We start from the raw sequence: 25,332 nt of genomic DNA on the forward strand, positions 1-25,332 counted from the left end.
TTTATATTGAGTTTAGCTGCATAGCGAATGGTGTGATCATATTGTTTTTAATATCGGAGTTACTACTAAGTTTCAATAGGTAGCAATTAAGTTAACATAATATTTTTATGATAACGTAATTCAACTTTCTTGAATATCTTTTATCCAATTTTTAACTTTTATAATGGTATTGTCACTTGAAATTATAGAATTATGATCTTCTCCTTGCTCGACAGTAAAGGGGTGATTTGTTATATCTCTCCATAAATCACACATTTTTGAAGAATCTGTTATCTCATCTTCTTCTCCAATCATCATAAACAGTGGTAGCTTGGAATTGTGTAATGATTTAAGATTATTTTCCACTGGAAAACGAGAAAATAATAGTCGAAAACTTAGAGTAAGCTTTCGATCTTGGTGAAAATCGTCAGGGATGGTAGCAATCTTTGCTCTATTTAACAAGCCTATTTTAAAGCGATGAAGTGTGTAAAGGATAATCGATTTGTAAAACTTTACTTCAAACAACTGATCTTCTTCTTGATCTGACTGTTGATTGAATCTATAAACCGGTAATGAAGGATGAAAAAATGGTGATAAGAAAATAATCCCCGTACCTTTGCTACATCCTTTTTCTAAATACCTATATAAATTGCCACACCCCATTGAGTGACCGACCCAATATAGATTGTGGATCCCTCCCTCTCTAAGATATATTTCCAAATCCTCTAAGTCATCGTCGTATTGACCAATGTAATATAGATCTCCCCTTTTTAGTGTCGGATCATAGCCTCGTAATAGTGGAATAATTACATTTACTTCAGTTTTAATTTTTAAGGCAAATTGTTGAATGTGATGCAATTCTGCAGTGATTCCATGTATAAAAACAATTGTAGGTTTCTCTTTACTATTCTCCCCATAAAAATAGTACTGAAGATAGGTTTGGTCCCGAGCTTTAAAGGTATATAGATTTTCCTCATTCATAAGGTAACCCCTCTCACTATGTAACATAGTAAAACTGGATGTAACGTTAAAAAATTACCCTAAATACAACTCTGTAAACTCTTCCGGAAATTAGTAAACCATAATCACATTATGTTAACTAATAACATTAGAAAAATTTAGCTTCTAAATTGTATGAGTAGATTTCCCTCTTCTATATAAACTATATATAACTACATGAAAGGTGGGATAGTTATGGATATGATTGACCCTAAAGAGATAAAATCTGGAGATGAAGTGTTTGTACTCTACAGGAATCCACACACACCTACAGTGATGAATATTAAGCAAGCTGAGATCGTACCTCATCCTCATAACCCTGAACAAAACGCCCTATTTTTACATGAAACTTATCATCTAATTGAAGAAAATGATGCCCTTTTCACTAGCGAAGAGGCTGCCCAAGCCGCTTATGATGAAATTTACGGAGAACAAAGCTGATGATCTTAGTTTAAACCACCTCATAAAAGGAAATGGTTCTATTAGCTTACAGATATGAGGTGATTTAGATGAAGAGGGTTCATATGATTATAGAAGGTCGGGTACAAGGAGTTGGATTTAGGTATTCAGCTCAACAGAAAGCTCATGAATGTGACGTGTATGGTTGGGTGAAGAATAAATCGAATGGTACGGTTGAAATAGATGCCCAGGGTGATGAAGAAAAGATACAATCATTTACTGAAGCCATTAAGCATGGACCTAGCCCATACGCAAAGATATCCGATTTTACAATAGAAGAACTCGCTCCAACTGAAACGTATTCGACGTTTGAAATTCGGTAATAAAAATGCTGCCCACAAGAGGGCAGCATTTTCTTTTTATTTACTTTTCTTCTGCATTGGTCGAACGATTACTTCGTTTACATTCACATAGTTAGGCTGTGATGCCGCATAAACAACAGAACGGGCAATATCATCAGCTTCTAACGTAATACGGTCCCCTCTATCCTTGAACATCTCTAATACTTCTTCATCGGTAATGTGCTCAGGAAGTTCAGTAGAAACGGCACCTGGAGAAATATTGGTTACTCGAACACCCGTTTTTGAAAGCTCTTTCTCCATGCCTTGAGATAAAGCTTTTACAGCGTATTTAGTAGCGCTGTATACCGTACTAGATGGGAACACTTCATGGCCTGCAACTGATGATACGTTAATAATATGGCCACTTTCTTGTTCAAGCATTGTAGGTAAAGAGGCATGGATGCCAAATAAAACCCCTTTAACATTCACATCAATCATTTTTTCCCACTCATCTACTTTATCATTCTTTAAGAAAGAAAGGAGCATTACACCTGCATTATTTACAAAGTAGTCCACTGTCTTAAATTCATCTTTTGTTTCTTTTACTAATCGTTCCATATCTTCTTGCTTGGTTACGTCAGTTTGTACAACTTTAACCTGAATATCATGATTACTCTTTAAGGAATCCGCCAGATTGTGTAAACGGTCTTCACGGCGAGCTGCTAACACAACATTGACACCTTCACTCGCGAAATGTTGAGCTATGGATTCACCTATACCACTACTTGCACCTGTAATTACCGCTGTTTTTCCTTTTAATTCTGTCATGTAAAAGCCCTCCTCTATTGTTGGTTACTTAGTCACCATTCCCTCTCGCACAAAAAATATTCAATCTGATGGATCTATGAGCACATTGGATAAATCTATTGATTGTATATATAGCAGTGTTTAAATATAGAACACGATTGTTGATGACTCTTAATTTGGCAATGGTTCTTTTTCTCGATCATAAGTGGTAGAATGGTAGCTAGTGTGTTTAATTTTATATAGAAAGGGAGTTTCATATATGGAAGACATGAAGCTTCACCCCATTACGCCCCAAAATGATCCTTGGGAAGCTTATATGGATGTAACAGAGCATGGAGAGATGATTCTCTCAAATGTTGAATTTACAACAACTCATCTTTGTAATATGCGGTGTGATCATTGCGCAGTAGGATACACGCTACAAAATAAAGATCCAGATGCCCTACCGTTTGAACTATTAAAAAAGCGTTTGGATGAGATTCCTCATTTGCGCGCACTTAGTATCACCGGAGGGGAACCTGTTTTGTCAAAGAAATCTGTGGAACAGTATGTAGTGCCTCTATTGAAGTATGCACATGAGCGAGGGGCTCGTACTCAAATAAATTCAAATCTAACGCTTCCTTACGAACGATATCAACCGATTATACCTTATCTAGATGTATTACATATCTCACATAACTGGGGAACGGTTGAGGAGTTTATAACAACAGGCTTTGCAAGAATGGAAAGAAAACCTTCTGAGAAATTACGAAAAGAATATTTTGAACGAATGGTTGAAAATTCACAGAGATTGTCCGCTCAAGGGGTAATGGTTTCAGCAGAAACAATGCTAAATAAACGAACTTATCCTTACCTAGAACAAATACATGACCATGTCATCGAGATGGGGTGCCAGCGACACGAAGTACACCCAATGTATCCTGTTGACTTCGCAAGCGGACTAGAAACTCTCAATTTAGAAGAGATGCGGGATGGAATTACGAGATTACTCGATCATCGTAACGAAGACATGTGGATGCTGTTTGGGACGTTGCCATTTTACCCATGTAGTACTTCCTCAGAAGATCTTGCCCTACAGCAACGTTTGTTCAATGAGAAAAATGTTACCGTACGGAATGACCCAGATGGTCGATCTCGATTAAATGTTAATATTTTCAGCGGAGAGATAATCGTTACAGACTTTGCTGACGAACCGCCACTTGGAAATATTCAAACAACCTCTCTCCCGGATGCCTATAATAAATGGAATGAAAGTTCATTAGCCCAAGCTTTAAATTGCCACTGCCCAGCTGCAGCTTGTTTAGGTCCTAATGTACTTGTAAAGAATACTTATTACAAAGATGTTGATTTTAATCAAAGAGAATCTAAAATCAGTCGATCATGAACCAAGACCGCTAAGGAGAAAAACTCTTTAGCGGTCTTATGTTTAAAGGTTAAGTATCTAACCTTCCCTTAATAGTGATGATGGGGTGGGAAGTGCGGGATTACCTCTTCTCCTATCTCTTGAATGACTTCTTCTGCCGGTCTTGTACTATTGGCTAATGATAGCAAAACGTGATTAACTCCGATTTGTTCGTGTTGCTTTAACCACCTAATTAGCGCCTTAGAACCCATACGATAACCTAAGGTAATTTTCTCTGGCTCTTGATCTTTATCTTCAGCAAGGTCAAAAACAATTGGTTGGAAAAAGGGCTTGAATGTTTTTTGATGAAAGTTTTCAACTTGTTCCCTGTATTGGTTTATAAGAGCCTCTTGCTTCTCAATAGATTGAGGGTAGAACATCCATCCATCACCATGCTCAGCCACCCACTCCATACTCTGCTGAGCGTATCCAGTTATAAACATCGGAATGGACCTAGTAGGTTTTGGAACAAGCGTTGCGTTCTCTATTTTCCCAAAATTAGAGTCGAAGTTTACGTAGTCCTTATATAATAAATGTTGAACATAATCATAAGCCTCTCTGAACAGCTTCCCTCTTTCCATAATAGGAATATTCATTGCTTCGAAATCTCGTCTTCGATCTCCAGATGAAAGGCCGAGCATAAAGCGTTCAGGTAATAGATTCTCAATACTGGCCACATCTTTTGCAAATCTTGCAGGGTGACGTAAAGCTAAAACTGATGCCGCTGTCCCGAAGTTGATCAACTGGGTATGAGCACTTAAATAAGTTAAATAAATAAAACTATCCAAAATTTGTCCAGTTGCGGGGTCATGGAAGGTAGGATCCTCTAGCAACACATCTTGAAACCATATGGAAGTAAATCCGAGTTGTTCAGCTAGTTGTACCCGTTCGACTTGATTTTCAAGCGTCGGCATTGCTTTGCCGTGATTTTCAAGTGGCATATTTAATCCGATTGTTAAGTGATTTTCTTTAATCATACGACTATAGCCATAATGGTCTTTCCAATTCATTCTTTAACGTCCTTTCTGGTAGCTCTGTTCACGTTTAATAGCATACTTAAGCGTAAGCATAGGCAGATAAAACCCTCGCTTGAACCGAATAGTAAGGTGTAGGCTAACTAGAAGTATGAAAGAAGAATAAATTTATGACAAAAAATTAGCTTAAGATCATACATAATGCACCATTCTTGGCAGAACACTATTAGGAACGTTATACTATTATGGTGAAAACTTGTGTACCAGCTGTTAGGAGGGTTCCCGTGAAGCAATATAATATTCCTGTAGAAGCAACATTGGATGTAATTGGTGGAAAGTGGAAGGTTGTTATACTTTGTCACCTAATTGATAATGGAACAAAACGAACAAGCGAGTTAAAACGACTGATCCCTGAAATTACTCAAAAAATGTTAACTCAACAATTAAGAGAACTTGAAGATGACGGCATCATAGAAAGAAGAGTCTATAATCAAGTGCCCCCTAAAGTGGAATACTCCTTAACTGACTACGGATGGAGTCTTGAGACAATCTTAACTTCCTTATGCACATGGGGGGAAGACCACATTGCTCAAACAGGTGATGAATTAAAGAAAGAAACAATCGAATCATAAACCTAACTTTAAAAGGGTCCAGTCTATTTTGACTGGACCCTTTTTAGATCACATTGTTTCTTTATAATAGTTAATTATTTACTCCGAAGATATACACGCTCTCCTTTTGCCCAAGTTTCTTCAACAGATAACGAACGTATTTGAAGAGGATCTACTTCTGTAGGAAATGCATCTAATAAGACGAAATCAGCTTGATAACCTTCTTTAATCCTGCCTTTTCTAGATTCTTGGAATTCCAAATAAGACGGTGTTTCTGAAAATGCCTTAAAGCTCTGATGAATTGAGAGCTTCTCTTCAGGCATCCATCCACCCTCAGGTTGATGATTGTCATCAACGCGATTGACTGCAGCAAATACAGAGTCAAGTGGATTAATAGAACCAATTGGAGCATCAGAACTTAGTGTAATCGGAACATTATGCTGAAGCATTTTCTGAAATGCATCACAATATGGGAGCAGTTCTTCTGGACTCCAATTATCCTTCTTATCCCATTCACCCATTAAAAAGGTAGGTTGCGTTTCAATGTATGCTCCCACTTTGCCTAATCGCTTCAACAAGTCTTCTCCTAATGTCTGAGCGTGGATGATCCGATGCCTCAATTGTGATGTATTGGCCTCCTCTTGTTCTAAAGCAATGAGTGCTGATTCCACCCCTCGATCTCCAAGAGCATGCATCGCTACTTGCATTCCTGCTTCTGAGGCTTTACGAATCATACGATTCAATTCTTCTTGTTCGTAAATCAATTGACCCGTTGTTTCTGGAGCATCTGGATAAGGTTGTCTCATTGCCGCGGTGTGAAGACGTTGCGTTCCATCTAGAAAGATTTTAATCGATCCTACTTTGATATGATCTGTTCCTTGACCAGTACGTCGAACGGTGTCTTTGATAAAATCATCAAGATCTTTCTCATCGTATACGTAATGGTGCAAGAATGCTTCAATAGGCAGCTCCCCTTGCTCCTCTACCTCTTCATATGCTTTCCAAAGTGTATCATATGAACCGACAAAGCTTCGGTCATCGGTATGAACAGACGTGATCCCGTTAGAAACCAGATAAGGGATCGCTTCACATAAAGCATTCTTTGTGTCCTCAATAGAACGTTCCCAGAGGTGATAGTTAATAAAGTGTACCATGGTATCCTTAAATCGACCGGTAAGATTACCTTCTTCATCTCTTTCTTTAAATACTTCAGGTTGTTTATAAAAATCCTCTTCCTCTTGAAGTCTTTCTAAAAGCTTATGGCTAATAACACATTCATGCTGGTCATGATGCATAAAGTACATATATTTATCAATTTCAATTTCATTAAGGTCATCTGATGTAAGAAGATCATCAATATCAGAGAACTGAGCATCATCAAATCCTTTTCCGAAGATCCAATTTTTGTCTTCAAGAGATTTATAATGCTGTTCTACTTCTTTTTTCATCTCTTTCCAAGATGTCACTTCTGTAAGATCTAACTCTTTCTTTAATAATCCAAAGCGTAATAAATGCATATGGGAATCAATAAATCCAGCTACTATCGTTTTTCCTTCACCATCTATTGCATCCGGATCTCCATTTAGTCCTTCTTCAATCTTTGTAAATACTCCATTTTCAATATGTAAAGAATACGTTTTTGAATGATCAAAGGACTGATCTGGTGTATAAATACGAACATTTTCTATAATCATGCTATCCCTCCTATTAAGTGATTCCAAAAGTACTCTACCCTTCTTTAAAATCCTAAAACGTAAATGGATATTATGACCTACTTCAACATAGGCATAGAGTAGTATGAGAAGAAAGGAGGAAGCTACATGGCTATTAAATTGATAAAGATTTCTGCCTTATACTTTTTAATCTCAGTAGTATTAGGATTAATCATGTCCATTACTCATGATTACCGTTTCACTCCCGTACATGTACACATGAACTTATTAGGTTGGACCTCATTAACACTAGCAGGTATCTTATATTATCATTTTCCGGCACTAGGGCAATCGCTATCTGGAAAAATTCATTTTTGGCTCCATAACATTGGATTGCCAATTATGATGATTTCCTTATTCTTATTACTTTACCTTGAAAACGATGCTTTTGGAATGGGAGCAGCTATCGGTTCAACGGTAACGGTCTTAGGCATTATAGCTTTTGTTTGGAATATTTGTGTGAACCTGAAAGCTTCTTAAAAAAGGCACAAAAAAAGGACCTCGAAACGAGGTCCTTTTTTTATACTTCTTTAAAATAGTCTTTCTTAAAACCGCCCATACGACCTGTATTATCAATAATGAAGATAAACTCTTCTGTTTCATTCTTAACATCATATATTTTCCCAGGTGTGAGCACGCGGTCTACAATGTACTTTTCTGCATCCGCATGCACGCATTCCACTTTTTTTATGGTTTCTGTTTCGTACCAAGTTTTATGAATCATTTCGACAACTCCTTTATGTACAACTATTCTTATCTTACTATAGATCAATCAATTGATTCAATCTTTTCCTATATGAATACAGGTACCTCTTCTGACAGATAAATCCCTTCAAGGGTAATCGTTGTAGAATAAGCTAAGAGATGAACCCCTTTATCACGAGCATTTTTAAGCGCTTTCGTAAACGAAGGATCAATATGTTCAGCAGGACGCACAGAATGAAGTCCATTCCGTTGGCAAACAAAGAGAATCGTCCCATGCCAATCGTTTTCTTCAATGATAGAAGTTAATTCGGTAACGTGCTTCGTCCCACGTTTAGTAACGGCATCAGGGAAAAACCCTTCCCCCTTGTAACCTAAGGACACACTCTTGACCTCAATTAAATGATGTTGATTTCCTTTAGAAACATAGAAATCCCACCTTGAATGACCTTTAGTAAATTCTCTAGCCTTAAATAGGAACGACTTGAATGGCTCAATCATTTCTTCTTTCAGAGCCTTTTCTATCAGATGATTGGCTAGTGTTGTTTGCAAGGAAATGAGAGCACCATCAACGGGGTCTTGAGCCAATACAGCTGACCAACTTGTTTTGCGGTCTTTCTTATCACTATATTGGACATAGATCGTGGCTTCATCTCGAAGCACTTCTTTCAATCGGCCAGGATCAGGGAGATGCACTTTAACGACTTCTTTTGAATGTCTTAGGCGGCAATGAAGAATAAATCGGTTTGGTCGTTCTACGAATGTAGCTTCGTAAAGTGGCTGATGAAAAGGAATGAACATGAATTTACTACCCCCCAAAAAAAGAATGCCTTGGAGCTTCAACCATCACCCTCAAGTCTCTCATATGCTAGTATACCACTTCTTAGCTTCATAAACTTCCGCTTCTGTCAGCTGGTGACCATTATTCTCCCAATAAAGGTGAACCCTCGCATAAGCCCCTTCTAATAGGTCTTTAAGGTCTTTTGTTTCTTCAGGTTTACATAAAGGGTCATTTGTTCCTGCTCCAATAAAAATGGGTAAATTACTCATGTCCGGAAGTGATACACCTCTACGCGGAACCATAGGATGAAAGAGGATAGCTCCTAATAAAACTTGCTTATAATGAAAGAGTAAACTCCCCGCTATATTAGCACCGTTTGAATAGCCGATCGCTACAACATGTTTACGGTCAAATTCATACTTCTCTGCAGCCCAATCCAGGAAACGATACAACTCATTTGTCCGGTAGACAAGGTCTTCCTCATCAAAAACGCCCTCACGTAGACGTTTGAAAAAACGTGACATCCCATTTTCATTAACCTGCCCTCTAACGGATAACACAGATGCTTTAGGATCGATCATATCAGCTATAGGAAGTAAATCCTCTTCAGTTCCACCTGTCCCATGTAAAAGAAGAAAAACCGGCTTCCCTTGTTCCCCTTGTTTAAATAAATGTTTCATTTTCATATCCCACCCTTTAAGTTTACATAATATAATTATGGTTTTCCATCATGATCTACTAAAATTTTATCTCGATTTCGAGATAATGTCAATAACTACTCATTTTTCTGAAATGAGCAATGCACAATAAATCCCTATTCAAAAACCCTCCCTGATATTAATCAAAGAGGGTTTATAGTTCCTATTAATTAAACAGAAATTGTAAATATCCATAGCCATTTTGTTCTAATTCGTGTTTTGGAATAAACTTCAAGGCTGCAGAGTTAATACAATAGCGCAAGCCACCTTCTTCTTTTGGACCGTCATCAAAAACATGCCCTAGGTGTGAATCACCTGCTCGGCTTCTCACCTCAGTTCGGATCATACCATGAGTAGTATCCATGTTCTCTTCTACAAAGTAGGAATCAATCGGGCGTGTAAAACTTGGCCAACCACAACCAGCATCGTATTTGTCACGGGAGCTGAATAAAGGTTCACCAGAGACAACTTCGACATAAATTCCTTCCTCTTCATGATCATAGTACTCATTTCTAAAAGGAGGTTCAGTTCCATTTTCTTGTGTCACTTTATACTGCATAGGTGAGAGTGTTTCTTTTAGTTGGTTAGGGTCTTTCTCCATCTTCCAATGAGTCTCGATAAAATCTTTACGGCCAGATCCTTGTTTATAACGTTTATAGTGATAAGGCTGTTTTTTATAATAATCTTGGTGCTTTTCCTCAGCTGTATAGAAAGTAGAAGCAGGCAAAATCTCTGTTACAATAGGAGCTTTAAACTTTCCGCTCTCTTGTAATTCATGTTTAGACTTCAACGCTAATTCTTTCTGTCTTTCATTATGATAGAAAATAGCAGTTGAATACGATTCTCCACGGTCTGCAAACTGTCCACCTGCATCAGTTGGATCAATTTGCTGCCAGAACACTTGCAAAAGATGTTCATAAGGGAATATCTCAGGATCAAACGTAATCTGCACAGCTTCTACATGGCCTGTTGTATCCGTAACAACATCCATGTACGTAGGATTTTCCATGTGACCTCCTGTATAACCGGAGACCACTTTATGAATACCTGGACGCTGATCAAATGGTTCTACCATACACCAAAAACAGCCACCCGCAAATGTCGCAATCTCAAGATTGTTGCTCGTCACGATGCATTCCTCCTCTAATCAAAACAAATAGATCGTATCCTATATTGTTTCCTTTAAGAGGTGAAAAATCAAGAAAATTGCTTATTTAGATATACATTCTTGGCTTAGAAGGCCCGTTTCCTTCTGACAACGGTTTTGAAATAGGCTCTTTCTTATTAGAGTTTTTTTGGGAAGTGTGACTAGCTACCGTGCTAGATGGTTCTTTTTTCGTTTTATTCTCTTTATTAAGAGTAACATCAGATTCTTGTTGGTCATCTGATTCTACTGTTTCATCACCATCATCTGGTTCGTTCATAATCTTCATTAACTTAAACATCGTCGGAATGTTACGTACCATCGGCCCATATTCTTGGACCATTGGCATGGCTGATTGAGCCATTTTCAGCACTTGTTGTACATTATTCAACATCCCAGTAGCTCCACCGCCAGTTCCCGCTAATCCTTGAGCTGCTCCGCCTAATGACGGAAGTCCCCCTCCCCCTCCAGAGGAAAAGAGTTTTGAGAGAAGGCCGCCTCCTCCACGCGCTTGGCTAGCGACTTCTTGAACTCCCATATTCGACATACCAGGAAACCCTTGCATGCCTCCAAATCCATTGAACCCCGTAAAATTACGAGGAAGTGGATTTTGAAATCCTTGGGGTCCAAACCTTTGGGGCATTTGTGGTAATCTAGGGCCTTGATTAAACATTCTTCCTGCTTGGGGTATATTACCGGGACCAAATGATCTCATACCTTGATTCATTGGCTCCCCTCCTTTTTATATTCACTACTTCTAATGTACGTAAAGAAGGGATGGAAGGTGTAGGCGAATCTAATAATTTTAGTCGGATCGCCAATCGTTTCTACAATCCTTCAATAAATTCAGAACTAAAAACTCCTCTAATCAATCGTTTAGAATGGTTAGAGGAGTGCATACAGTATTATGATGAATAGGGATCATGTGGAAGTTGCCAATCAATAGGATCGAGGCCTTGTCGTACTAAAAATTCATTTGTTCGAGAGAAATGGTGACTTCCAAAAAAGCCTCTATAGGCAGACAGAGGACTCGGGTGAGGTGCCGTTAAACACAAATGCTTAGTTGTATCGATCATATTCATTTTCTGTTGAGCAGGTTTCCCCCATAATAAAAACACAACCGGGGATTCACGCTGATTAATCGCTTCAATTACAGCGTTCGTAAACTTTTCCCATCCTTTCCCTTTATGAGAGTGAGCTTGACCTTCCCTTACAGTTAATACCGTATTCAATAGAAGGACGCCTTGTTCAGCCCAATGTAGTAAGTGCCCATGATTTGGAGGGGTGATCTCAACATCCTCCTTTAACTCTTTATAAATATTACGGAGAGAGGGAGGGATTGCTACTCCAGGATTAACCGAAAAACTAAATCCGTGAGCTTGATCAACTCCGTGATAAGGATCCTGCCCTAATAGGACGACCTTTGTATCCTTATAGGACGTATAGTGCAAAGCATTAAAGATATCATGCATAGGAGGATGAATCATTTTATTGGCATACTCACTCTTCAAAAATTCCCTTAAATGCTGATAATACTCTTGTCTAAATTGGCTATCTAAAACATCTTTCCAATCGTTTTTTAAAATTTCCATATCCATTCTCCTCGGGCATTATGTAGATAAATAAAAACAGGTACCATAAGGGTACCTGTTTTTGAAGTATAGCATTCAATGTCGGAATCGTTCAATCTGTTGTTAGCTCTCCCGCGATTATGAGAGCAAAACTACCACTTAGAATCAGTCCAAAAACCATAGCCGTCATCATAGGAATCCCTTCTTTCTCCTCATTTATGATTGGTCTACTTTCAGTATAAGCGAAAGAAGTCCCTCTGGAATGAATGACTTATGGCAAATTCATGAAAATTCATAAGGGAAATGCTTTCTATTTCCCGGGCAAGCGCAACATTCTACATGAGTTTTTGTTTCCTGTCATTAATTGACGCTATATAACGAAATTAATCGGTAGACTAATCGTGTTTGACCATTGGCCCAAGTCATTTCGACAATTTTAGCCGTGCCGGTCTGCTCTGAGTCCTCAGTTCGTAAAACCTCTACTAATTCATCTACAGGAAATAAACAATACCGATCGAGATAGAGTTCAAATACGTTTTCTTTTTCCTCTACTCTTTTTTCATCACCAAAAGTAATAATCCTTGTTTCTAATGAAAGAGGCATAGACATCCTCATCCCCTCCATCCCTATCCTTTTTCCTTTATCCTACTTTAGAGTCGGGTGCTTGACAAGTCATTTCTATATGATCCATTGATTATAAGCCTTACCTGCCATATAGAGAGACTCGCCGTCGGCTGACGAGAAGTCATCATAGTTGAATGGGAAATAAATCGAATGCTTAGTCAGAATTTTAGTATTTCGTTCAAACTGCTTGGAATGTTTCATCTCCGAACCTTCTTCAGACATACATTCCATAAGACTCTGTAATGTCTGAAGAGCAGCGGTGATCTCTAGTATTTCTTTAAGGGAAAACTCTTCTAGATCTTTTAACTCAAGGACTCCGAAGTTCTTTAAATCCTCTCTATAAGAACTAGAGAAGAAAAAAGGAAAGAGGGATTCAAAAAAATATGTAACCATTTCTTTTACATACTTATGCTGTTCAGGGGTTGATGCTGTGACAATTCTCATGATTATAAAGGCCTCCTCAACGTACTCACGCTGTCATTTCGTATAATGATAATGGAAATAGATTAATATTAATTCTATCCATTACTATATCACGCGAAATTGTCAGAATTTAAGATGTAAATACTTCCAGTTATTTAATGGAAGATAAATTGGCACGTAGACCCTTTAGGAGAAGGAAGTATTTGTAATTTAGCAGGGATTTCTTGTTTTAACTGAGGTACGTGCGAGATAATACCTAGCATTCGATTTCCTTTTTGGAGATCTTTCAGACAGTCAATCGCCTGTTCTAAGGAAACTTCATCAAGAGTGCCAAAGCCTTCATCAATAAATAAGGTATCCAATTGAACACCCCCTGCATGGGCTTGTACAACATCCGCCATTCCAAGCGCAAGACTTAAGGCAGCTTTAAATCCTTCCCCTCCAGATAATGTTTTGACAGACCGTTTTTGGCCGGTATAGTGGTCAAGCACTTCAAGGTCAAGACCACTCTGCGCCCCGCCTTTTGCTCTTTCCTTGCTACGTTCCAATTGATAACGGTGTTCTGTCATTGCATCAAGCCGAAGATTAGCTTGAAGAATAATTTCATCTAAAAACGCCGAAAGTACATAGCGCTCAAATGACAATTTATAAGAATTATCACCTCTAGCTAATTGTGATAGCTCTCCAATATAATAATATCTTTGTTCACTCTTTAGTTTCTCATCTAGTAAGTCCTGTAATTTACTATGGATCCTCTTCTGTTCCTTAATCTTCAGATGCAATACTTGTTGACTCTCGTTAAGTTGCTGAAGTCTTTTCTCTGAATAGGTTACCTGTTCCTCGTAATAAGAAAGGTCTGGCTCAACTTCGTGATCAAGTTGCTTTTTAAGCGTCTCATAACCTTCTAATAGAGATTTATAGGATGAATGGAAATTCTCTACTTCTTTTTGTTTTTGTTCAACGATGTGAGTGTCCATTTTGGCATGAGTATAATCTTCAACGGAATGAAAGCCCATCTCTATTAAGAACTTCTCAAAGGACTCTGTAGCTGCTTGGACATGATGATCTGTTTCTTGTAAAAAACTTTTTTGCCCTTCTATTTCTGTTTCTAACTTTTGCTTTTGTTCTCTTTCTTTTTGATAAGCTTCCGTAGTTTCCTTTAAAGCTTTTTGCTTCTTCAGATACTCTTCCTCCATATTGGATAGCTCACGTTTGAAACTTTCAATATCAGCAGTCATACCAGACACTTCTTCTTCAATTTGAGCTCGCTTTGTAGATGCCGTTAGCCACTGATCATGTTGTGATGAGAGTTGTTTACGGCTGCTTTCTAGTGTTTCACTCACCTTACTAATCATTTGGCTTACTTCGTCCATTTCTTTACGAGCACCCTCAATTTGTTGAATCTGACGGGAAAGTGACTCCTTCTCCAAACGTAAAGTTTTTTGCTTCTCTTGCCAAAATTGAAACTGTTCTTGCCGAGTATTATTGTCTATAAGGTCCTCTTTTAAATGTTCCACGAGATCATTCGAGAGCTGATCCGTTATTTGGCGCTGAGTTTGTCCATCAGATTTAATTTGAATATATGATTCTTGCTCTTTACTATGCTTTTCTTCGGCTTCTTCTAGCTGTTTACTCGCTCGCTCAAGTTCTTCATCAGAAATGGGTGTCTTATGTGTAGTTGCTTTATCCGGATGCTCTAAGGATCCACAAACTGGACATGCTTCTCCGTTCTTTAAGTGGCTCGCCAATCGAACAGCTTGATTCTGTTGGTTAGTCTGTTCTAATTGTTTCAAATTAGCTTTTGAACGCTCAATATCCTTTTTTGCATCCTCGAGTCGTTTTTTTGATTGGTGATAAGACTGAATCATCGTTTGGATCTTTTTTTCTTCATTTATCAGGTTTTGTAACTGTTCTAGTCGATTTTTGTATTCTTTTTCCTGATTTTCTACTTCATAATACCGCTTCGTTAAACCTTGTGAATCGGCTGTTTCTTTTGAAAGGTTCTGCCACTTCTCATTTAATTCTTTCATTTGTTCTTCTAATTTCTTAACCGAAGCTTCCACTTGCTCTTTCGATTTCTTGAGAGATTTCTCATCTTCTTGCAATGTTTTAAAATGTTCTAGCTTCTCATAATCTTTTTTCTTTTGTTGGATGGTTAAGTTTAATGACTCTAATTCATCCTCTTTAGAAATGGCGGATTCATAGTCTTTTTTGGTTTGTTGGTAGCGTTCATTGAGGCTTTGGAGTGCTTTTTCTTTTTGAAAGAGTTGATCTTGCTGCTTTTTCTTTTCTTCTTTTCTTTGAACAACTTGTTCTTCATAGGGCTTAACCCGACTGGCCTTAATCGCAGCCCCAATTTCTTGCTCGACCTTTTCCATCTCAGGCTTTTGTTTTTCCAGCTGTTTGACTTCTTGCTCTTGTTGAACCAATTTCTGGAAGGATTGTTTTAACTGTTTCTTTTCATAAAAAGTTTCTCGAGCGGATGTTAACGTGTTTCGTTCTTTCTCAATCATCTCTCTATTATGATGATGGTGCCGTTCGTCAGATTCTATATCTTGTTGAAGCTTTGTTAGCACATCAGATGAAGATGATAGAGAATCACGTGTTTCCTCATCCCAATCTAAACGATTGAGTTCTTCTTGTTCCCTTGCCTCTATGGATTCTATTACATTTTTTAACTCTCTTGACTCCTCTTTTAAACGATCAGTCATTTGTTCATAAACGTACGTTTGAAAGATTTTCTGTAAGATCTCTTCTCGTTCTTTACTGTTCTCTGATATCAGGCGTCTAAACTCACCCTGTGGGATCATAATCATCTTTCGAAATTGTTCATAGTCTAAATGAAGCATATTTTCAATAGACTCATTTACTTCTCTGATCTTCGAAGCAAGAAGCTCATGTTCTCCCTCTTTTATTCGATATAATTCAGCTTTCGGGGGTTGCTCGGTAAACCCTTCACCTTTTTCTTTTTTCTTTAATTGCCGAGGGGTTCTCTTCACCTCATACATGTTCTGTTTTAGTTCGAAGCGAAACTGAACTTCCGTCTGCTGGTCCTCTTCTGCAAAATGACTTCTTAATGTATCTTGATCTCGGTCACTACCGCTTGCACGACCGTATAATGCATAAACCATCGCATCAAATATACTCGTCTTTCCGGCACCGGTAGGCCCTGTAATAAGAAACACCGTTTCTTGACCTAATTGGGTGAAATCGACCACCTGCCGATCAGAATATGGCCCAAATGCTTCAATTGTTAGTTGAATCGCTCGCATACTATTGGTTCCTTTCTTGTTCCTGAATTTCGTTAATAATAGTAGAAATGGCTTCTTTTCTCTGATGATCCATCTCACTACCTTTTACTTCTTTATAGAAGGATTCAAACAACTCCATATGAGACATTTGCTTTCTCTCTTGAACATTGGATAATTGATCAGTATGTGCCTTACCAATTAACCCTACGCGTTCTAGACTTAATACATTAGGATATTTCTTCCTGAGCTTCCCCATAGGATCGAGAATTTGACCTTCATCAAGCAGTTTAATATGCAGGTAATCCTCCATACCTTCTTCATGTTCGTCAAGAAGATCATGTAAATACCCTTCTTTCACCCTCATATCTCGTTTAGGAACCAAGGGTTCTTGTCTGATAGAAGAGACACCATCATGGTCTAATTCCACAACTGTTACCCCTTTTTTATGGCGGGCCTCTGAGAAGGAATACTTTAATATAGAACCTGAATAACGAATCGATTCATCTTGAACTCTTTGAGGTTGATGCAGGTGTCCAAGTGCTACATAGGAGAAGTCTCGGAAGAGCTCAGCCTGAATATAAGGGGCACCTCCAAGCATGGACAGTCTTTCCTCAGATTCTGATTCCATCCCACCCGCTAAAAACGCGTGACCCACAAATATATGGCGTTCTTCTTGCTGCTGATCTTCTGTTATATGATCAATAATCGCTTTCATAGCTTGCTGGTGGGTCTCAATTGTATCGTCTTCTAGAACTTTCCTAACATCTGCAGGTTCGACGTAAGGGATTAAATGAAAATTTACTTCGCCATATTCATCTGAAAGGCGAACTGGTGTAAAAGCATCCTCTAATCTTGCTTGCAAATAAAATTGCTGTCGTTTAAAAAGTTGGCTTCCGAAATTTAAACGGTCAGGACTGTCATGGTTTCCCGATATCGCTAATACGGGTATATTTAAATCAAAGATTAACGTAATGAGTGTGCGGTTTAATAAATCAACCGCTTCTTTTGGCGGTACAGCCCGGTCATATAAATCTCCTGCAATAATAACCGCATCTGGTTTCTCATTTTTTACGATCTCTATAAATTGATCAAGAATGTATTCTTGGTCTTCTGTCATATGTAATTGATGGACAAGCTTCCCTAGATGCCAGTCCGCAGTATGAATAATTTTCATAGATGAACCTCCCTTTGCACTATCGTACCAAATTCTATATCACTGAGCTAAATAATCAAGTGTCATCTCAAAGATTATAATGGAAGAGGTAACGTCAACCACTTCCTATTCCATTGTAATACAAATTAATTTCCTTTTCTCCGCATTCGCCCATACATTCTCCGCTATTTCACCATATTGTAATACTATCCATGAAAAAGGGGGGCCTCACATGAGCTGTGGCTATGGAAATAATTTCGTACTAATCGTTGTCTTATTTATTTTGTTAATTATTGTTGGTGCTACATTCCTTTATTAATGCAAAAAACCGCCAAAAGGCGGTTTTTTTATACGTTAAACGTTAAATTGCTTCATTCATTTGATACTCTTCCCACAGTTCATCAAAAACACTTAATGCAGTTGGAAATGGTATATTCCACTCTAAGTAACGGCTTATCTCATCATAAGAATGGGAATGTTTCGGGAAGTTAGCATCTTCAAACATCCAGTCCGCTAACCCACTCTTATCATCAGGTACTAACTTACCGCGAAAAGTCATCATAAAATGGTAAAACGATCGCATTCTCTTCCCCCTTGCTATATCATGCTTTTTACTTTTGTAACATGAAGTCTTGTAAAAAGCAATCTAGAAAGAAAAAAGATACCCTCAAGGTATCCTTTTCTTCTGTTATGATTCTGTTGTGAATTCTTCTGTTTTCCTTGCTTGTTTTCTAGCTACGATACCCGATAGAATGATGGATACCTCATAGAGAACAATGAGTGGAATTGCCACTACAATTTGAAGAATAAAGTCCGGAGGAGAAATCATAGTTCCTATAATAATGAGTACAAAGTACGCGTATTTACGCACCTTTCGCAGTAAACCAGGTTGAACAATTCCAAGACTTGTTAAGAACATCATAATGATTGGAATTTCAAAGAAAATGGCGAAAGGTAATGTGATTCTTAATAAGAATTTAAAATACTTATCTGCTGTAAACATCATAGTGAACATGTTATCCCCTAAAGAAACCAGGAAATTAAATATTAAAGGTTGAATCATGAAATATCCGAAGCATAATCCTCCAATAAAGAGGAGGAAAATAGCCGGGATATAGGCTAGAGACACCTTCTGTTCTTTAGGTGTTAAGGCAGGTTTAATAAACAACCACACTTGTAAGCAGAGAACAGGCAGTGTACCGGCGATAGCAATCACACTTGCTAACGTTAAATAAACCCATAATATATCAAATGGCCCTAAAACGGTCAGGGTGGTGTTCTGATTATCTAACTCCTGCAGTCGCTGCTCGAATCCTAGTTTAAAGAATTGGAAGATCTCTTCTATAAAAATAAAACCGCCAATAAAAAAGAGAATAAAAACACTGATGGTAATAATTAATCGCTTCCGAAGTTCCCCTAAGTGCTCCGTTACATTCATTTCTTTATCTAAATTATTATGTCCGTGTTCCATTGCTGCACCTCCAAATGGGAGCGTCGATTCCATTTTCATGAAAGAAGATGTAAGAGACTTTGCCCCTTACATCTCCTTATACAAACACTTTAAGCATTTTTGTCTTGCTTTTGATCAATCTTCTTGGAATCTTCAGAATCACCACTAGTGAGGTCTGATGTTGCTTTTTTAAATTCACGTAGTGAACTACCAACAGCTTTACCAACCTCAGGAAGTTTAGAAGGTCCAAAAATGACAAGAGCAATCACTAAAATAAGTATAAGACCAGGTACGCCAATTGAGCCTAACATAATCACCACTCCATGTCTTTATTATTGTTGAGTGTTAGGGGATGTTTGATCTTGATTAGAAGAATTTCCTTTAGATTCAATGATCGTCTGATCATCTTCATCATTCGTCAATTCCCGGGCTGATTTCTTAAATTCCTTTAATGTCTGCCCTGTTGCCTTACCAATTTCAGGTAACTTTTTGGGCCCAAAAATGATAAGTGTAATTGCAAGGATCAGGATTAACCCTGGAATACCAATTGTTGATAACATGTCCTCACCGTCCCTTGTCCAAATGGCAGTCATTCTAACTGCGCATTTTTTCTAATTGGATCTATTATTTTAAGTTTCTCACAAACATCCGTACTCTAAACAGATCCATGATAAATTATTTCTAATATCCACGGGAAAAATATGTCTTTCGTCTTCGATTGTAAGCCTTTTTATATGTTTTGTCTATGTTTCATCTATAATTCTAGATAGACGTTCTTCCTTTATGTCCACTAAAGATCTCTTCCTTATAAAAAAACTCATGCAACAACCTGCATGAGTTTCATTCTTACTTTCGGTCATATTGACAGAAGTAATATTCGTATGGATTCTTATCGTCCTGTTTACCTTGCTCTTTTTTCGTAAGTATCCATTCATCTTTATTAAATGGAGGGAAGTAAGTGTCACCAACGAAGTCTTCCTCAATTCGTGTAATATACATCCGATCTGCCTCACCAAGAGTTTGTTCAAAGATGTGACTTCCTCCTATGATGAGGTACTCTTTATCAGGGTTTTGTTTATTCCATTCAAATACTGGATCCAAGCTATGGATTACTTTGCAACCCTCAGCTTTAAAGTCCTCATCTCGTGTCAGAACCACATTTTCTCGATTAGGCAACGGTCCATTCATTGACTCAAATGTTTTCCTACCCATTATTATGGTCTTTCCAGTTGAAACCGATTTAAAAAATTTCAAGTCATTAGGCAATCTCCAAGGTAAATCATTATCTCTTCCTATTAAGCGATTTCGATCCATTGCGACTAAAAATGAGAGCATTTGTTCTTCCTCCTTCTCAGCAACTAGACAGCAACAGGTGCTTTAATACGGGGGTGCGGGTCGTATCCGTCTAGTGTAATATCTTCGATCTCTACATCAAAAATCGATTTCCCTTCTTTTTCAATTTTCAAAGAAGGAAGTGGTCTCATCTCGCGAGAGAGTTGAGTTTTAATCTGCTCAATGTGATTGGTATAAATATGAGCATCCCCAATCGTATGGATAAACTCCCCAACCTCAAGACCGCACTCTTCAGCTATTAAATGAGTAAGTAGGGCGTAGCTTGCAATATTAAAAGGAATGCCTAAGAAAACATCACCACTCCGCTGGTATAGCTGGCAGCTTAACTTCCCATTTACCACATAGAACTGGAATAATATATGACAAGGAGGTAAGGCTGCACGATCTGGCGTGATATCTTCAGGGTTCCATGCAGATACAATTAGTCTTCTTGAATCAGGGGATGTTTTTATATCATGAATGACCTGCTTAATCTGATCTATCGTATGACCTTGAGAGGACTCCCAGTTACGCCATTGCTTACCATACACATTCCCAAGATCTCCGTATGTATCAGCAAAGGTACCATCTTCTAAAATGCGTTCTTTGAAACGATTCATTTGCTCTTTGTACTGTTCATGGAAGTCATCGTCCTGTTGACTTCGCAGACCAAAATTCGTCATATCAGGTCCTGTGTAGTCATCACTTTCTACCCACTGTTTAAATGGCCATTCGTTCCAAATGTTATTGTTATGCTTGAGGAGATAACGAATATTCGTGTCTCCTTTTAAGAACCATAAAAGTTCGCTTTTAATAAGACGAAAAGGAACTTGCTTTGTCGTCAAGAGCGGAAACCCTTTTGATAGATCAAAGCGCATCTGATAACCGAAAGTGGACAGGGTCCCTGTACCGGTACGGTCACCTTTATGAGCCCCATGTTCTAAAATATATCGACACATATCTAAGTATGCTTTTTCATTTGTTTCCAAAACTGACACCTCGTTCTCTCTAAAACTATTCCGAGACATTATATCATATATCCTCAATTTTATTAGCCTCAAAACAAAATTCAAATTCGCTAAAAGGAACCATCTTTTTTTAATTTTTACATTCCCATTCTTCGTAGAATTGGTCTAAGTAACATTTTAAAAAATCATGCCTTTGTTGACCGATCTTTCTAGCAGAGTCAGTATTCAGGAGGCTTTGTAACGTTAAAAGCTTCTCATAAAAATGCTGAATTGTTGTTTTTTCTGATGTTTCATTATGTATAGCTTGTCCCTTTGCCCCTCCATATGCAAACGCGCGCGCAACTCCTATCGCTCCCATTGCATCTAACCGGTCTGCATCCTGAACAATTCTTCCCTCTAGTGAGGTTGGAACTTGGTGACCTGTTTTAAATGAAACGTTCTCCATCGCTATAAAAATTTGATCTTGAACCTCTGAGGAAACGTACATTGATCGAAGTAAATCAATTATAACCTGTCTTTCTCGATCAGGGTCATCTGTCAGCTTCGGATCCATAACGTCATGTAACCAACCTGCTATCTCACATACAACCGGGTCTGCGCCTTCCTGTAAAGCTAATCTCTTTCCTGTTATAGCAACCCGCTTCATATGATAATAATCATGTCCTGTAGCGTCATGTGTAAAACGATTATAAATAAATGATGATAATTGCTCCAAAGTGTTCTTCTTCATAAGCCCCCCTAATCCTGGAATAAATCCATTTGTCTCGGATTTAAATTGTCATAATTGACCTCGCACAGATCTATAAATTGTTTAGCATTATCAGCAGCGTCTCCACCGGAATTGTTATTAAACAGAACCGTTACGTGTTCACACTGTTCTAACAATGTTTTCACATTTCTCTTCCATTCGCTCAACTCTTCTTCGTTATATCTGTATAAGAAACGAACTTCTCTCCAATCTTCTCGGCCATTTTTATTCCAGCCATGTACATTTCGACCATGTAATCGAACAAGTGTCTCCTCAGAATGTGTGGCTCTAAGAACAGTAGGAGCAGAACCTTCTCCAGCTTGAGGTTCATCCACTACACCATGAATCCAATTATTTTCATCCATAAACGATAGTGTCTGTTCTCTATAAGAACTAGAGTACCACGTCTGGTTTCTAAATTCTAAAGCAACTGGTAAATCTCCCATGAGCTCACGAATAACACGGAGTTTCTGAACATTTTCTTTCGACACAGAAAACCATGGTGGAAATTGAAACAATACAAACCTTAGTTTCCCGGCATCTACTAACGGTTGAATGGAATCTTTATACGCGATAAACATATCACGTACTTCTTCTGACGATAGTTTCTCTTTATGATGCCCTGTCATTTTATTATAGGCTTTTACAACAAATGAGAAACCATCAGGAGTTTCCTTAACCCATTTCTCGTAATTACGTCTAGGTTGAATAGCATAAAACGCACTATCAATTTCCACTACAGGAAAATGCGAAGCATAGGCAGATAATTTCTCATGATTTTTCGTACCTGTAGGATAAAGTTGATCATGGTCTCCCCAACCCGTAACGCCAATCGAAACATTCATCATTCCCCTCACTCCTATTCTATTTTCATTTTACGAAGGGCTCTTTAAGCTGTAAAGGAAAAGAGATTGCCCCGTATAGGGACAATCTCAGGAAGTTGTTCTATTATGGGTATTAAAATAACCCTTTTGCTTTTCCAGACGCATCAACATCCATCTTTAGAGCGGCCGGTTCTTTAGGTAAACCAGGCATCGTCATAACATCTCCTGTTAGAGCCACTATAAAGCCCGCTCCAATAGAAGGACTGAATTCCCTGATGGTAATGGTAAAGTCAGATGGCCGACCAAGTAATGCAGGGTCATCAGAAAGAGAATACTGCGTTTTAGCCATACAGATCGGTAGGTTCCCCCAACCCAACTGATCATACAATTTCATTTGTTTCTTCGCCTGGTTGGAAAACTCGACATCTTTAGCCCCGTAAACAGTCCGGGCAATTTTCCTCACCTTCTCATCAATCGGATCTTCAAGTTCATACGTATAAGTGAAGGAACGAGCCTCCTTATCAACAGTATCCATGACAGCCCGAGCAAGATCGAGACCACCTGTGCCACCTTTAGCATGAACTTCAGTAAGAGCTACCCGAACGTTCTGCTCTTCACACCACTTCTCTACAAAATTTAATTCTTCTTCTGTATCAGTTGGAAAACGATTAATGGCGACCACAAAAGGAAGACCAAAGGATTCAATCGTTTCCATATGTTTTTTTAAATTAGACATTCCCTCTTGTAGTGCGTTAACATTCTCTTCTCCTAATCCCTCTTTTGGAACACCACCATGCATTTTCAAAGCTCGAACAGTAGCGACTATAACGACCGCATCCGGCGTGAAGTCCCCAGCTCGTGTTTTGATATTAAGGAACTTCTCTGCTCCCAAATCAGCACCAAAACCGGCTTCTGTGATAACGTATTCACCTAGTTTAGAAGCAATTGTAGTAGCCATAACACTATTACAACCGTGGGCAATGTTTGCAAAAGGTCCCCCATGGACAATAGCAGGCGTATTCTCGATAGTTTGCACAAGATTTGGTTTAATGGCTTCTTTAAGAAGTAGCGTTAATGCTCCTTCCATTCCTAGCTGTTGTACCGTAACAGGCTTGTCTTCATAGGTGTAACCAAATACAATTCGAGCCAAACGGTTCTTCAAATCTTCCAAATCAGAAGCAAGACATAAAATAGCCATGATTTCTGAAGCTACACTAATATTGAATCCATCTTCCCTCGGAACTCCTTTTAAAGGCCCTCCTAAACCGACAACAACTTCCCGTAATGCTCGATCATTTAGGTCAAGAACTCTCTTCCAACCAATCTTTCTAGGATCGATGTTCAATTCGTTCCCTCGGTGAATATGATTATCGATAAAGGCTGACAGCGCATTGTTAGCACTCGTAATTGCGTGAATGTCTCCCGTAAAGTGTAAATTAATATCTTCCATCGGCAATACTTGGGAGTAGCCGCCACCTGCTGCCCCTCCCTTTAAACCCATTGTCGGCCCAAGAGATGGCTCTCTTAGTGCAATAACAGTCCTTTTGTTTAACTGATTCATTGCTTGACCTAGTCCCACAGTAACAGTCGATTTACCTTCCCCGGCGGGTGTAGGGTTTATCGCTGTCACAAGGACTACCTTTCCATCTTTTCGATCGGATAATTTATGTAATAGAGATTCTGATAACTTGGCTTTATATCGACCATATGGCTCCCAGTCTTCGTAATCCAGATCTAATTGATTTGTGATGTCTTCGATTGGTTTCATAGTAGCTTCTTGCGCAATTTCTATATCTTTTTTCATTATAATACTCCTTTCGTAAATACTTTTATAGTTTAGATGAAATGGTACTAAAAATGCAAAGAACGGGTATTCTAATAAAGGAAAGCATTCAATTAGTTGGTAAACGAATTGAGAAAATACAATTTGTTTTAAAAATTCTTATTACTCCTTGACTTCCTTTATAAATATAAGCTATATTAGACCTAAGCAAAGAAGATGTGGAATCATGAAAGACGAGGTAACTTCAATAGAAGTGGTCGGGATTTGATGATCCTACATTTCTACTGGAGTTACCCTTTTTTATGTATTTCTTACATCAACTTTGTATTATCACGTCTCACGTTTAAACGTGAATGTTTTAGGAGGATTTTACAATGCAAAACGGTACAGTAAAATGGTTTAACGCAGAAAAAGGTTATGGTTTCATCCAAGTAGAAGGTGGAAACGATGTATTCGTACACTTCTCTGCAATCCAAGAAGAAGGTTTCAAAACACTTGAAGAAGGTCAAAGCGTTTCTTTCGAAATCGTAGAAGGCGACCGTGGCCCTCAAGCTGCTAACGTTGTAAAAAACTAAATTAACCAAAAACGCATGAAATATAGCGACAACTCATACGAGTTGTCGCTTTTTTATGGGTAAAAATCCAAAAGGCGCAGA

The 25,332-nt window shown here is 38.3% G+C and carries 30 protein-coding genes; 7 read left to right on the plus strand and 23 right to left on the minus strand.

What is annotated here, in order from left to right:
* Positions 1 to 120: 120 nt before the first annotated feature.
* Positions 121 to 960: an alpha/beta hydrolase gene (locus QNI29_RS11070; protein ID WP_231416542.1), complete on the minus strand. Its 840-nt coding sequence runs from the start codon at positions 958 to 960 to the stop codon at positions 121 to 123.
* A 213-nt stretch (positions 961 to 1,173) separates the two neighbouring features.
* On the opposite strand from QNI29_RS11070, the gene QNI29_RS11075 reads away from it, so the two are divergent.
* Positions 1,174 to 1,419, plus strand: a complete 246-nt coding sequence (locus QNI29_RS11075; RefSeq protein WP_231416543.1) for a transcriptional regulator SplA domain-containing protein — start codon at positions 1,174 to 1,176, stop codon at positions 1,417 to 1,419.
* A gap of 68 nt (positions 1,420 to 1,487) precedes the next feature.
* Positions 1,488 to 1,760 (plus strand): acylphosphatase, encoded by a 273-nt coding sequence (locus QNI29_RS11080; protein WP_231416544.1) that lies wholly within the window; start codon positions 1,488 to 1,490, stop codon positions 1,758 to 1,760.
* A 36-nt stretch (positions 1,761 to 1,796) separates the two neighbouring features.
* Here the strand turns inward: QNI29_RS11080 and QNI29_RS11085 are convergent, their stop codons facing one another.
* The gene (locus QNI29_RS11085; RefSeq protein ID WP_231416545.1) at positions 1,797 to 2,546 is read right to left on the minus strand and encodes an SDR family oxidoreductase; all 750 of its coding nucleotides are present in this window, start codon (positions 2,544 to 2,546) and stop codon (positions 1,797 to 1,799) included.
* A 238-nt stretch (positions 2,547 to 2,784) separates the two neighbouring features.
* Between QNI29_RS11085 and yfkAB the strand changes: the two genes are divergently transcribed.
* Positions 2,785 to 3,909 (plus strand): radical SAM/CxCxxxxC motif protein YfkAB, encoded by a 1,125-nt coding sequence (yfkAB, locus tag QNI29_RS11090; protein WP_231416546.1) that lies wholly within the window; start codon positions 2,785 to 2,787, stop codon positions 3,907 to 3,909.
* A gap of 68 nt (positions 3,910 to 3,977) precedes the next feature.
* Here yfkAB and QNI29_RS11095 read toward each other — a convergent pair whose 3' ends face one another.
* The gene (locus QNI29_RS11095) at positions 3,978 to 4,937 is read right to left on the minus strand and encodes a TIGR03571 family LLM class oxidoreductase (protein ID WP_231416547.1); all 960 of its coding nucleotides are present in this window, start codon (positions 4,935 to 4,937) and stop codon (positions 3,978 to 3,980) included.
* 248 nt (positions 4,938 to 5,185) lie between these two features.
* Here QNI29_RS11095 and QNI29_RS11100 point away from each other — a divergent pair, with 248 nt between their 5' ends.
* Complete coding sequence (locus QNI29_RS11100; RefSeq protein ID WP_231416548.1) at positions 5,186 to 5,533, plus strand: winged helix-turn-helix transcriptional regulator; 348 nt, start codon at positions 5,186 to 5,188, stop codon at positions 5,531 to 5,533.
* A gap of 74 nt (positions 5,534 to 5,607) precedes the next feature.
* On the opposite strand, the gene QNI29_RS11105 is transcribed toward QNI29_RS11100, so the two are convergent.
* Entirely contained in the window at positions 5,608 to 7,206 is a 1,599-nt protein-coding gene (locus QNI29_RS11105) for an amidohydrolase (RefSeq protein WP_231416549.1), read from the minus strand.
* Between the two features lie 126 nt (positions 7,207 to 7,332).
* Here QNI29_RS11105 and QNI29_RS11110 point away from each other — a divergent pair, with 126 nt between their 5' ends.
* The gene (locus QNI29_RS11110; protein WP_231416550.1) at positions 7,333 to 7,704 is read left to right on the plus strand and encodes a cbb3-type cytochrome c oxidase subunit I; all 372 of its coding nucleotides are present in this window, start codon (positions 7,333 to 7,335) and stop codon (positions 7,702 to 7,704) included.
* Between the two features lie 40 nt (positions 7,705 to 7,744).
* Here the strand turns inward: QNI29_RS11110 and QNI29_RS11115 are convergent, their stop codons facing one another.
* The 10 genes from QNI29_RS11115 to QNI29_RS11160 form a co-directional block, all read right to left on the minus strand.
* Positions 7,745 to 7,948: a DUF6501 family protein gene (locus QNI29_RS11115; RefSeq protein WP_231416551.1), complete on the minus strand. Its 204-nt coding sequence runs from the start codon at positions 7,946 to 7,948 to the stop codon at positions 7,745 to 7,747.
* A gap of 68 nt (positions 7,949 to 8,016) precedes the next feature.
* Complete coding sequence (gene sfsA, locus QNI29_RS11120) at positions 8,017 to 8,727, minus strand: DNA/RNA nuclease SfsA (RefSeq protein ID WP_231416552.1); 711 nt, start codon at positions 8,725 to 8,727, stop codon at positions 8,017 to 8,019.
* A gap of 60 nt (positions 8,728 to 8,787) precedes the next feature.
* A complete protein-coding gene (locus QNI29_RS11125) occupies positions 8,788 to 9,387 on the minus strand; it encodes an alpha/beta hydrolase (protein ID WP_231416553.1) in 600 nt (199 codons plus the stop codon).
* Between the two features lie 184 nt (positions 9,388 to 9,571).
* A complete protein-coding gene (msrA, locus tag QNI29_RS11130) occupies positions 9,572 to 10,534 on the minus strand; it encodes a peptide-methionine (S)-S-oxide reductase MsrA (RefSeq protein WP_284526480.1) in 963 nt (320 codons plus the stop codon).
* 85 nt (positions 10,535 to 10,619) lie between these two features.
* Positions 10,620 to 11,276 carry a VrrA/YqfQ family protein gene (locus QNI29_RS11135; protein WP_231416554.1) on the minus strand — a complete coding sequence of 219 codons (657 nt, stop codon included), beginning with the start codon at positions 11,274 to 11,276 and terminating at the stop codon, positions 10,620 to 10,622.
* Positions 11,277 to 11,454: 178 nt separating this feature from the next.
* Complete coding sequence (locus QNI29_RS11140) at positions 11,455 to 12,141, minus strand: uracil-DNA glycosylase (RefSeq protein WP_231416555.1); 687 nt, start codon at positions 12,139 to 12,141, stop codon at positions 11,455 to 11,457.
* A 339-nt stretch (positions 12,142 to 12,480) separates the two neighbouring features.
* Positions 12,481 to 12,729 (minus strand): DUF2584 family protein, encoded by a 249-nt coding sequence (locus tag QNI29_RS11145; protein ID WP_231416557.1) that lies wholly within the window; start codon positions 12,727 to 12,729, stop codon positions 12,481 to 12,483.
* A 69-nt stretch (positions 12,730 to 12,798) separates the two neighbouring features.
* A complete protein-coding gene (locus tag QNI29_RS11150; RefSeq protein WP_231416559.1) occupies positions 12,799 to 13,188 on the minus strand; it encodes a DUF5365 family protein in 390 nt (129 codons plus the stop codon).
* 134 nt (positions 13,189 to 13,322) lie between these two features.
* On the minus strand, positions 13,323 to 16,517 hold the full coding sequence (locus tag QNI29_RS11155) for an AAA family ATPase (protein WP_231416560.1): 3,195 nt from the start codon (positions 16,515 to 16,517) through the stop codon (positions 13,323 to 13,325).
* Positions 16,441 to 17,592: an exonuclease SbcCD subunit D gene (locus QNI29_RS11160; RefSeq protein WP_231416562.1), complete on the minus strand. Its 1,152-nt coding sequence runs from the start codon at positions 17,590 to 17,592 to the stop codon at positions 16,441 to 16,443. Before QNI29_RS11160 ends, QNI29_RS11155 begins: the two co-directional genes overlap by 77 nt.
* Before the next feature lie 211 nt (positions 17,593 to 17,803).
* On the opposite strand from QNI29_RS11160, the gene QNI29_RS11165 reads away from it, so the two are divergent.
* Positions 17,804 to 17,890, plus strand: a complete 87-nt coding sequence (locus QNI29_RS11165; protein WP_231417566.1) for a YjcZ family sporulation protein — start codon at positions 17,804 to 17,806, stop codon at positions 17,888 to 17,890.
* Positions 17,891 to 17,932: 42 nt separating this feature from the next.
* Here the strand turns inward: QNI29_RS11165 and QNI29_RS11170 are convergent, their stop codons facing one another.
* The 9 genes from QNI29_RS11170 to QNI29_RS11210 form a co-directional block, all read right to left on the minus strand.
* A complete protein-coding gene (locus QNI29_RS11170) occupies positions 17,933 to 18,154 on the minus strand; it encodes a YozE family protein (RefSeq protein WP_231416563.1) in 222 nt (73 codons plus the stop codon).
* Positions 18,155 to 18,259: 105 nt separating this feature from the next.
* Positions 18,260 to 19,042 (minus strand): twin-arginine translocase subunit TatC, encoded by a 783-nt coding sequence (tatC, locus tag QNI29_RS11175; protein WP_231416564.1) that lies wholly within the window; start codon positions 19,040 to 19,042, stop codon positions 18,260 to 18,262.
* Positions 19,043 to 19,131: 89 nt separating this feature from the next.
* Entirely contained in the window at positions 19,132 to 19,332 is a 201-nt protein-coding gene (locus tag QNI29_RS11180; RefSeq protein WP_231416565.1) for a twin-arginine translocase TatA/TatE family subunit, read from the minus strand.
* A 21-nt stretch (positions 19,333 to 19,353) separates the two neighbouring features.
* Entirely contained in the window at positions 19,354 to 19,581 is a 228-nt protein-coding gene (gene tatA, locus QNI29_RS11185) for a twin-arginine translocase TatA/TatE family subunit (protein WP_231417567.1), read from the minus strand.
* Positions 19,582 to 19,867: 286 nt separating this feature from the next.
* The gene (locus QNI29_RS11190) at positions 19,868 to 20,356 is read right to left on the minus strand and encodes a dihydrofolate reductase (RefSeq protein WP_231416567.1); all 489 of its coding nucleotides are present in this window, start codon (positions 20,354 to 20,356) and stop codon (positions 19,868 to 19,870) included.
* A gap of 23 nt (positions 20,357 to 20,379) precedes the next feature.
* Complete coding sequence (locus QNI29_RS11195; RefSeq protein ID WP_370635431.1) at positions 20,380 to 21,342, minus strand: thymidylate synthase; 963 nt, start codon at positions 21,340 to 21,342, stop codon at positions 20,380 to 20,382.
* A gap of 109 nt (positions 21,343 to 21,451) precedes the next feature.
* A complete protein-coding gene (locus QNI29_RS11200) occupies positions 21,452 to 22,051 on the minus strand; it encodes an HD domain-containing protein (protein ID WP_231416569.1) in 600 nt (199 codons plus the stop codon).
* A gap of 8 nt (positions 22,052 to 22,059) precedes the next feature.
* Positions 22,060 to 22,917 (minus strand): DUF72 domain-containing protein, encoded by an 858-nt coding sequence (locus tag QNI29_RS11205; RefSeq protein WP_231416570.1) that lies wholly within the window; start codon positions 22,915 to 22,917, stop codon positions 22,060 to 22,062.
* A 109-nt stretch (positions 22,918 to 23,026) separates the two neighbouring features.
* Positions 23,027 to 24,697, minus strand: a complete 1,671-nt coding sequence (locus tag QNI29_RS11210; RefSeq protein ID WP_231416571.1) for a formate--tetrahydrofolate ligase — start codon at positions 24,695 to 24,697, stop codon at positions 23,027 to 23,029.
* A 353-nt stretch (positions 24,698 to 25,050) separates the two neighbouring features.
* Between QNI29_RS11210 and QNI29_RS11215 the strand changes: the two genes are divergently transcribed.
* Positions 25,051 to 25,251 (plus strand): cold-shock protein, encoded by a 201-nt coding sequence (locus QNI29_RS11215; protein ID WP_036779253.1) that lies wholly within the window; start codon positions 25,051 to 25,053, stop codon positions 25,249 to 25,251.
* The last annotated feature ends 81 nt before the right edge of the window (positions 25,252 to 25,332 follow it).

The organism is Pontibacillus chungwhensis (assembly GCF_030166655.1).
GTDB lineage: Bacteria > Bacillota > Bacilli > Bacillales > BH030062 > Pontibacillus.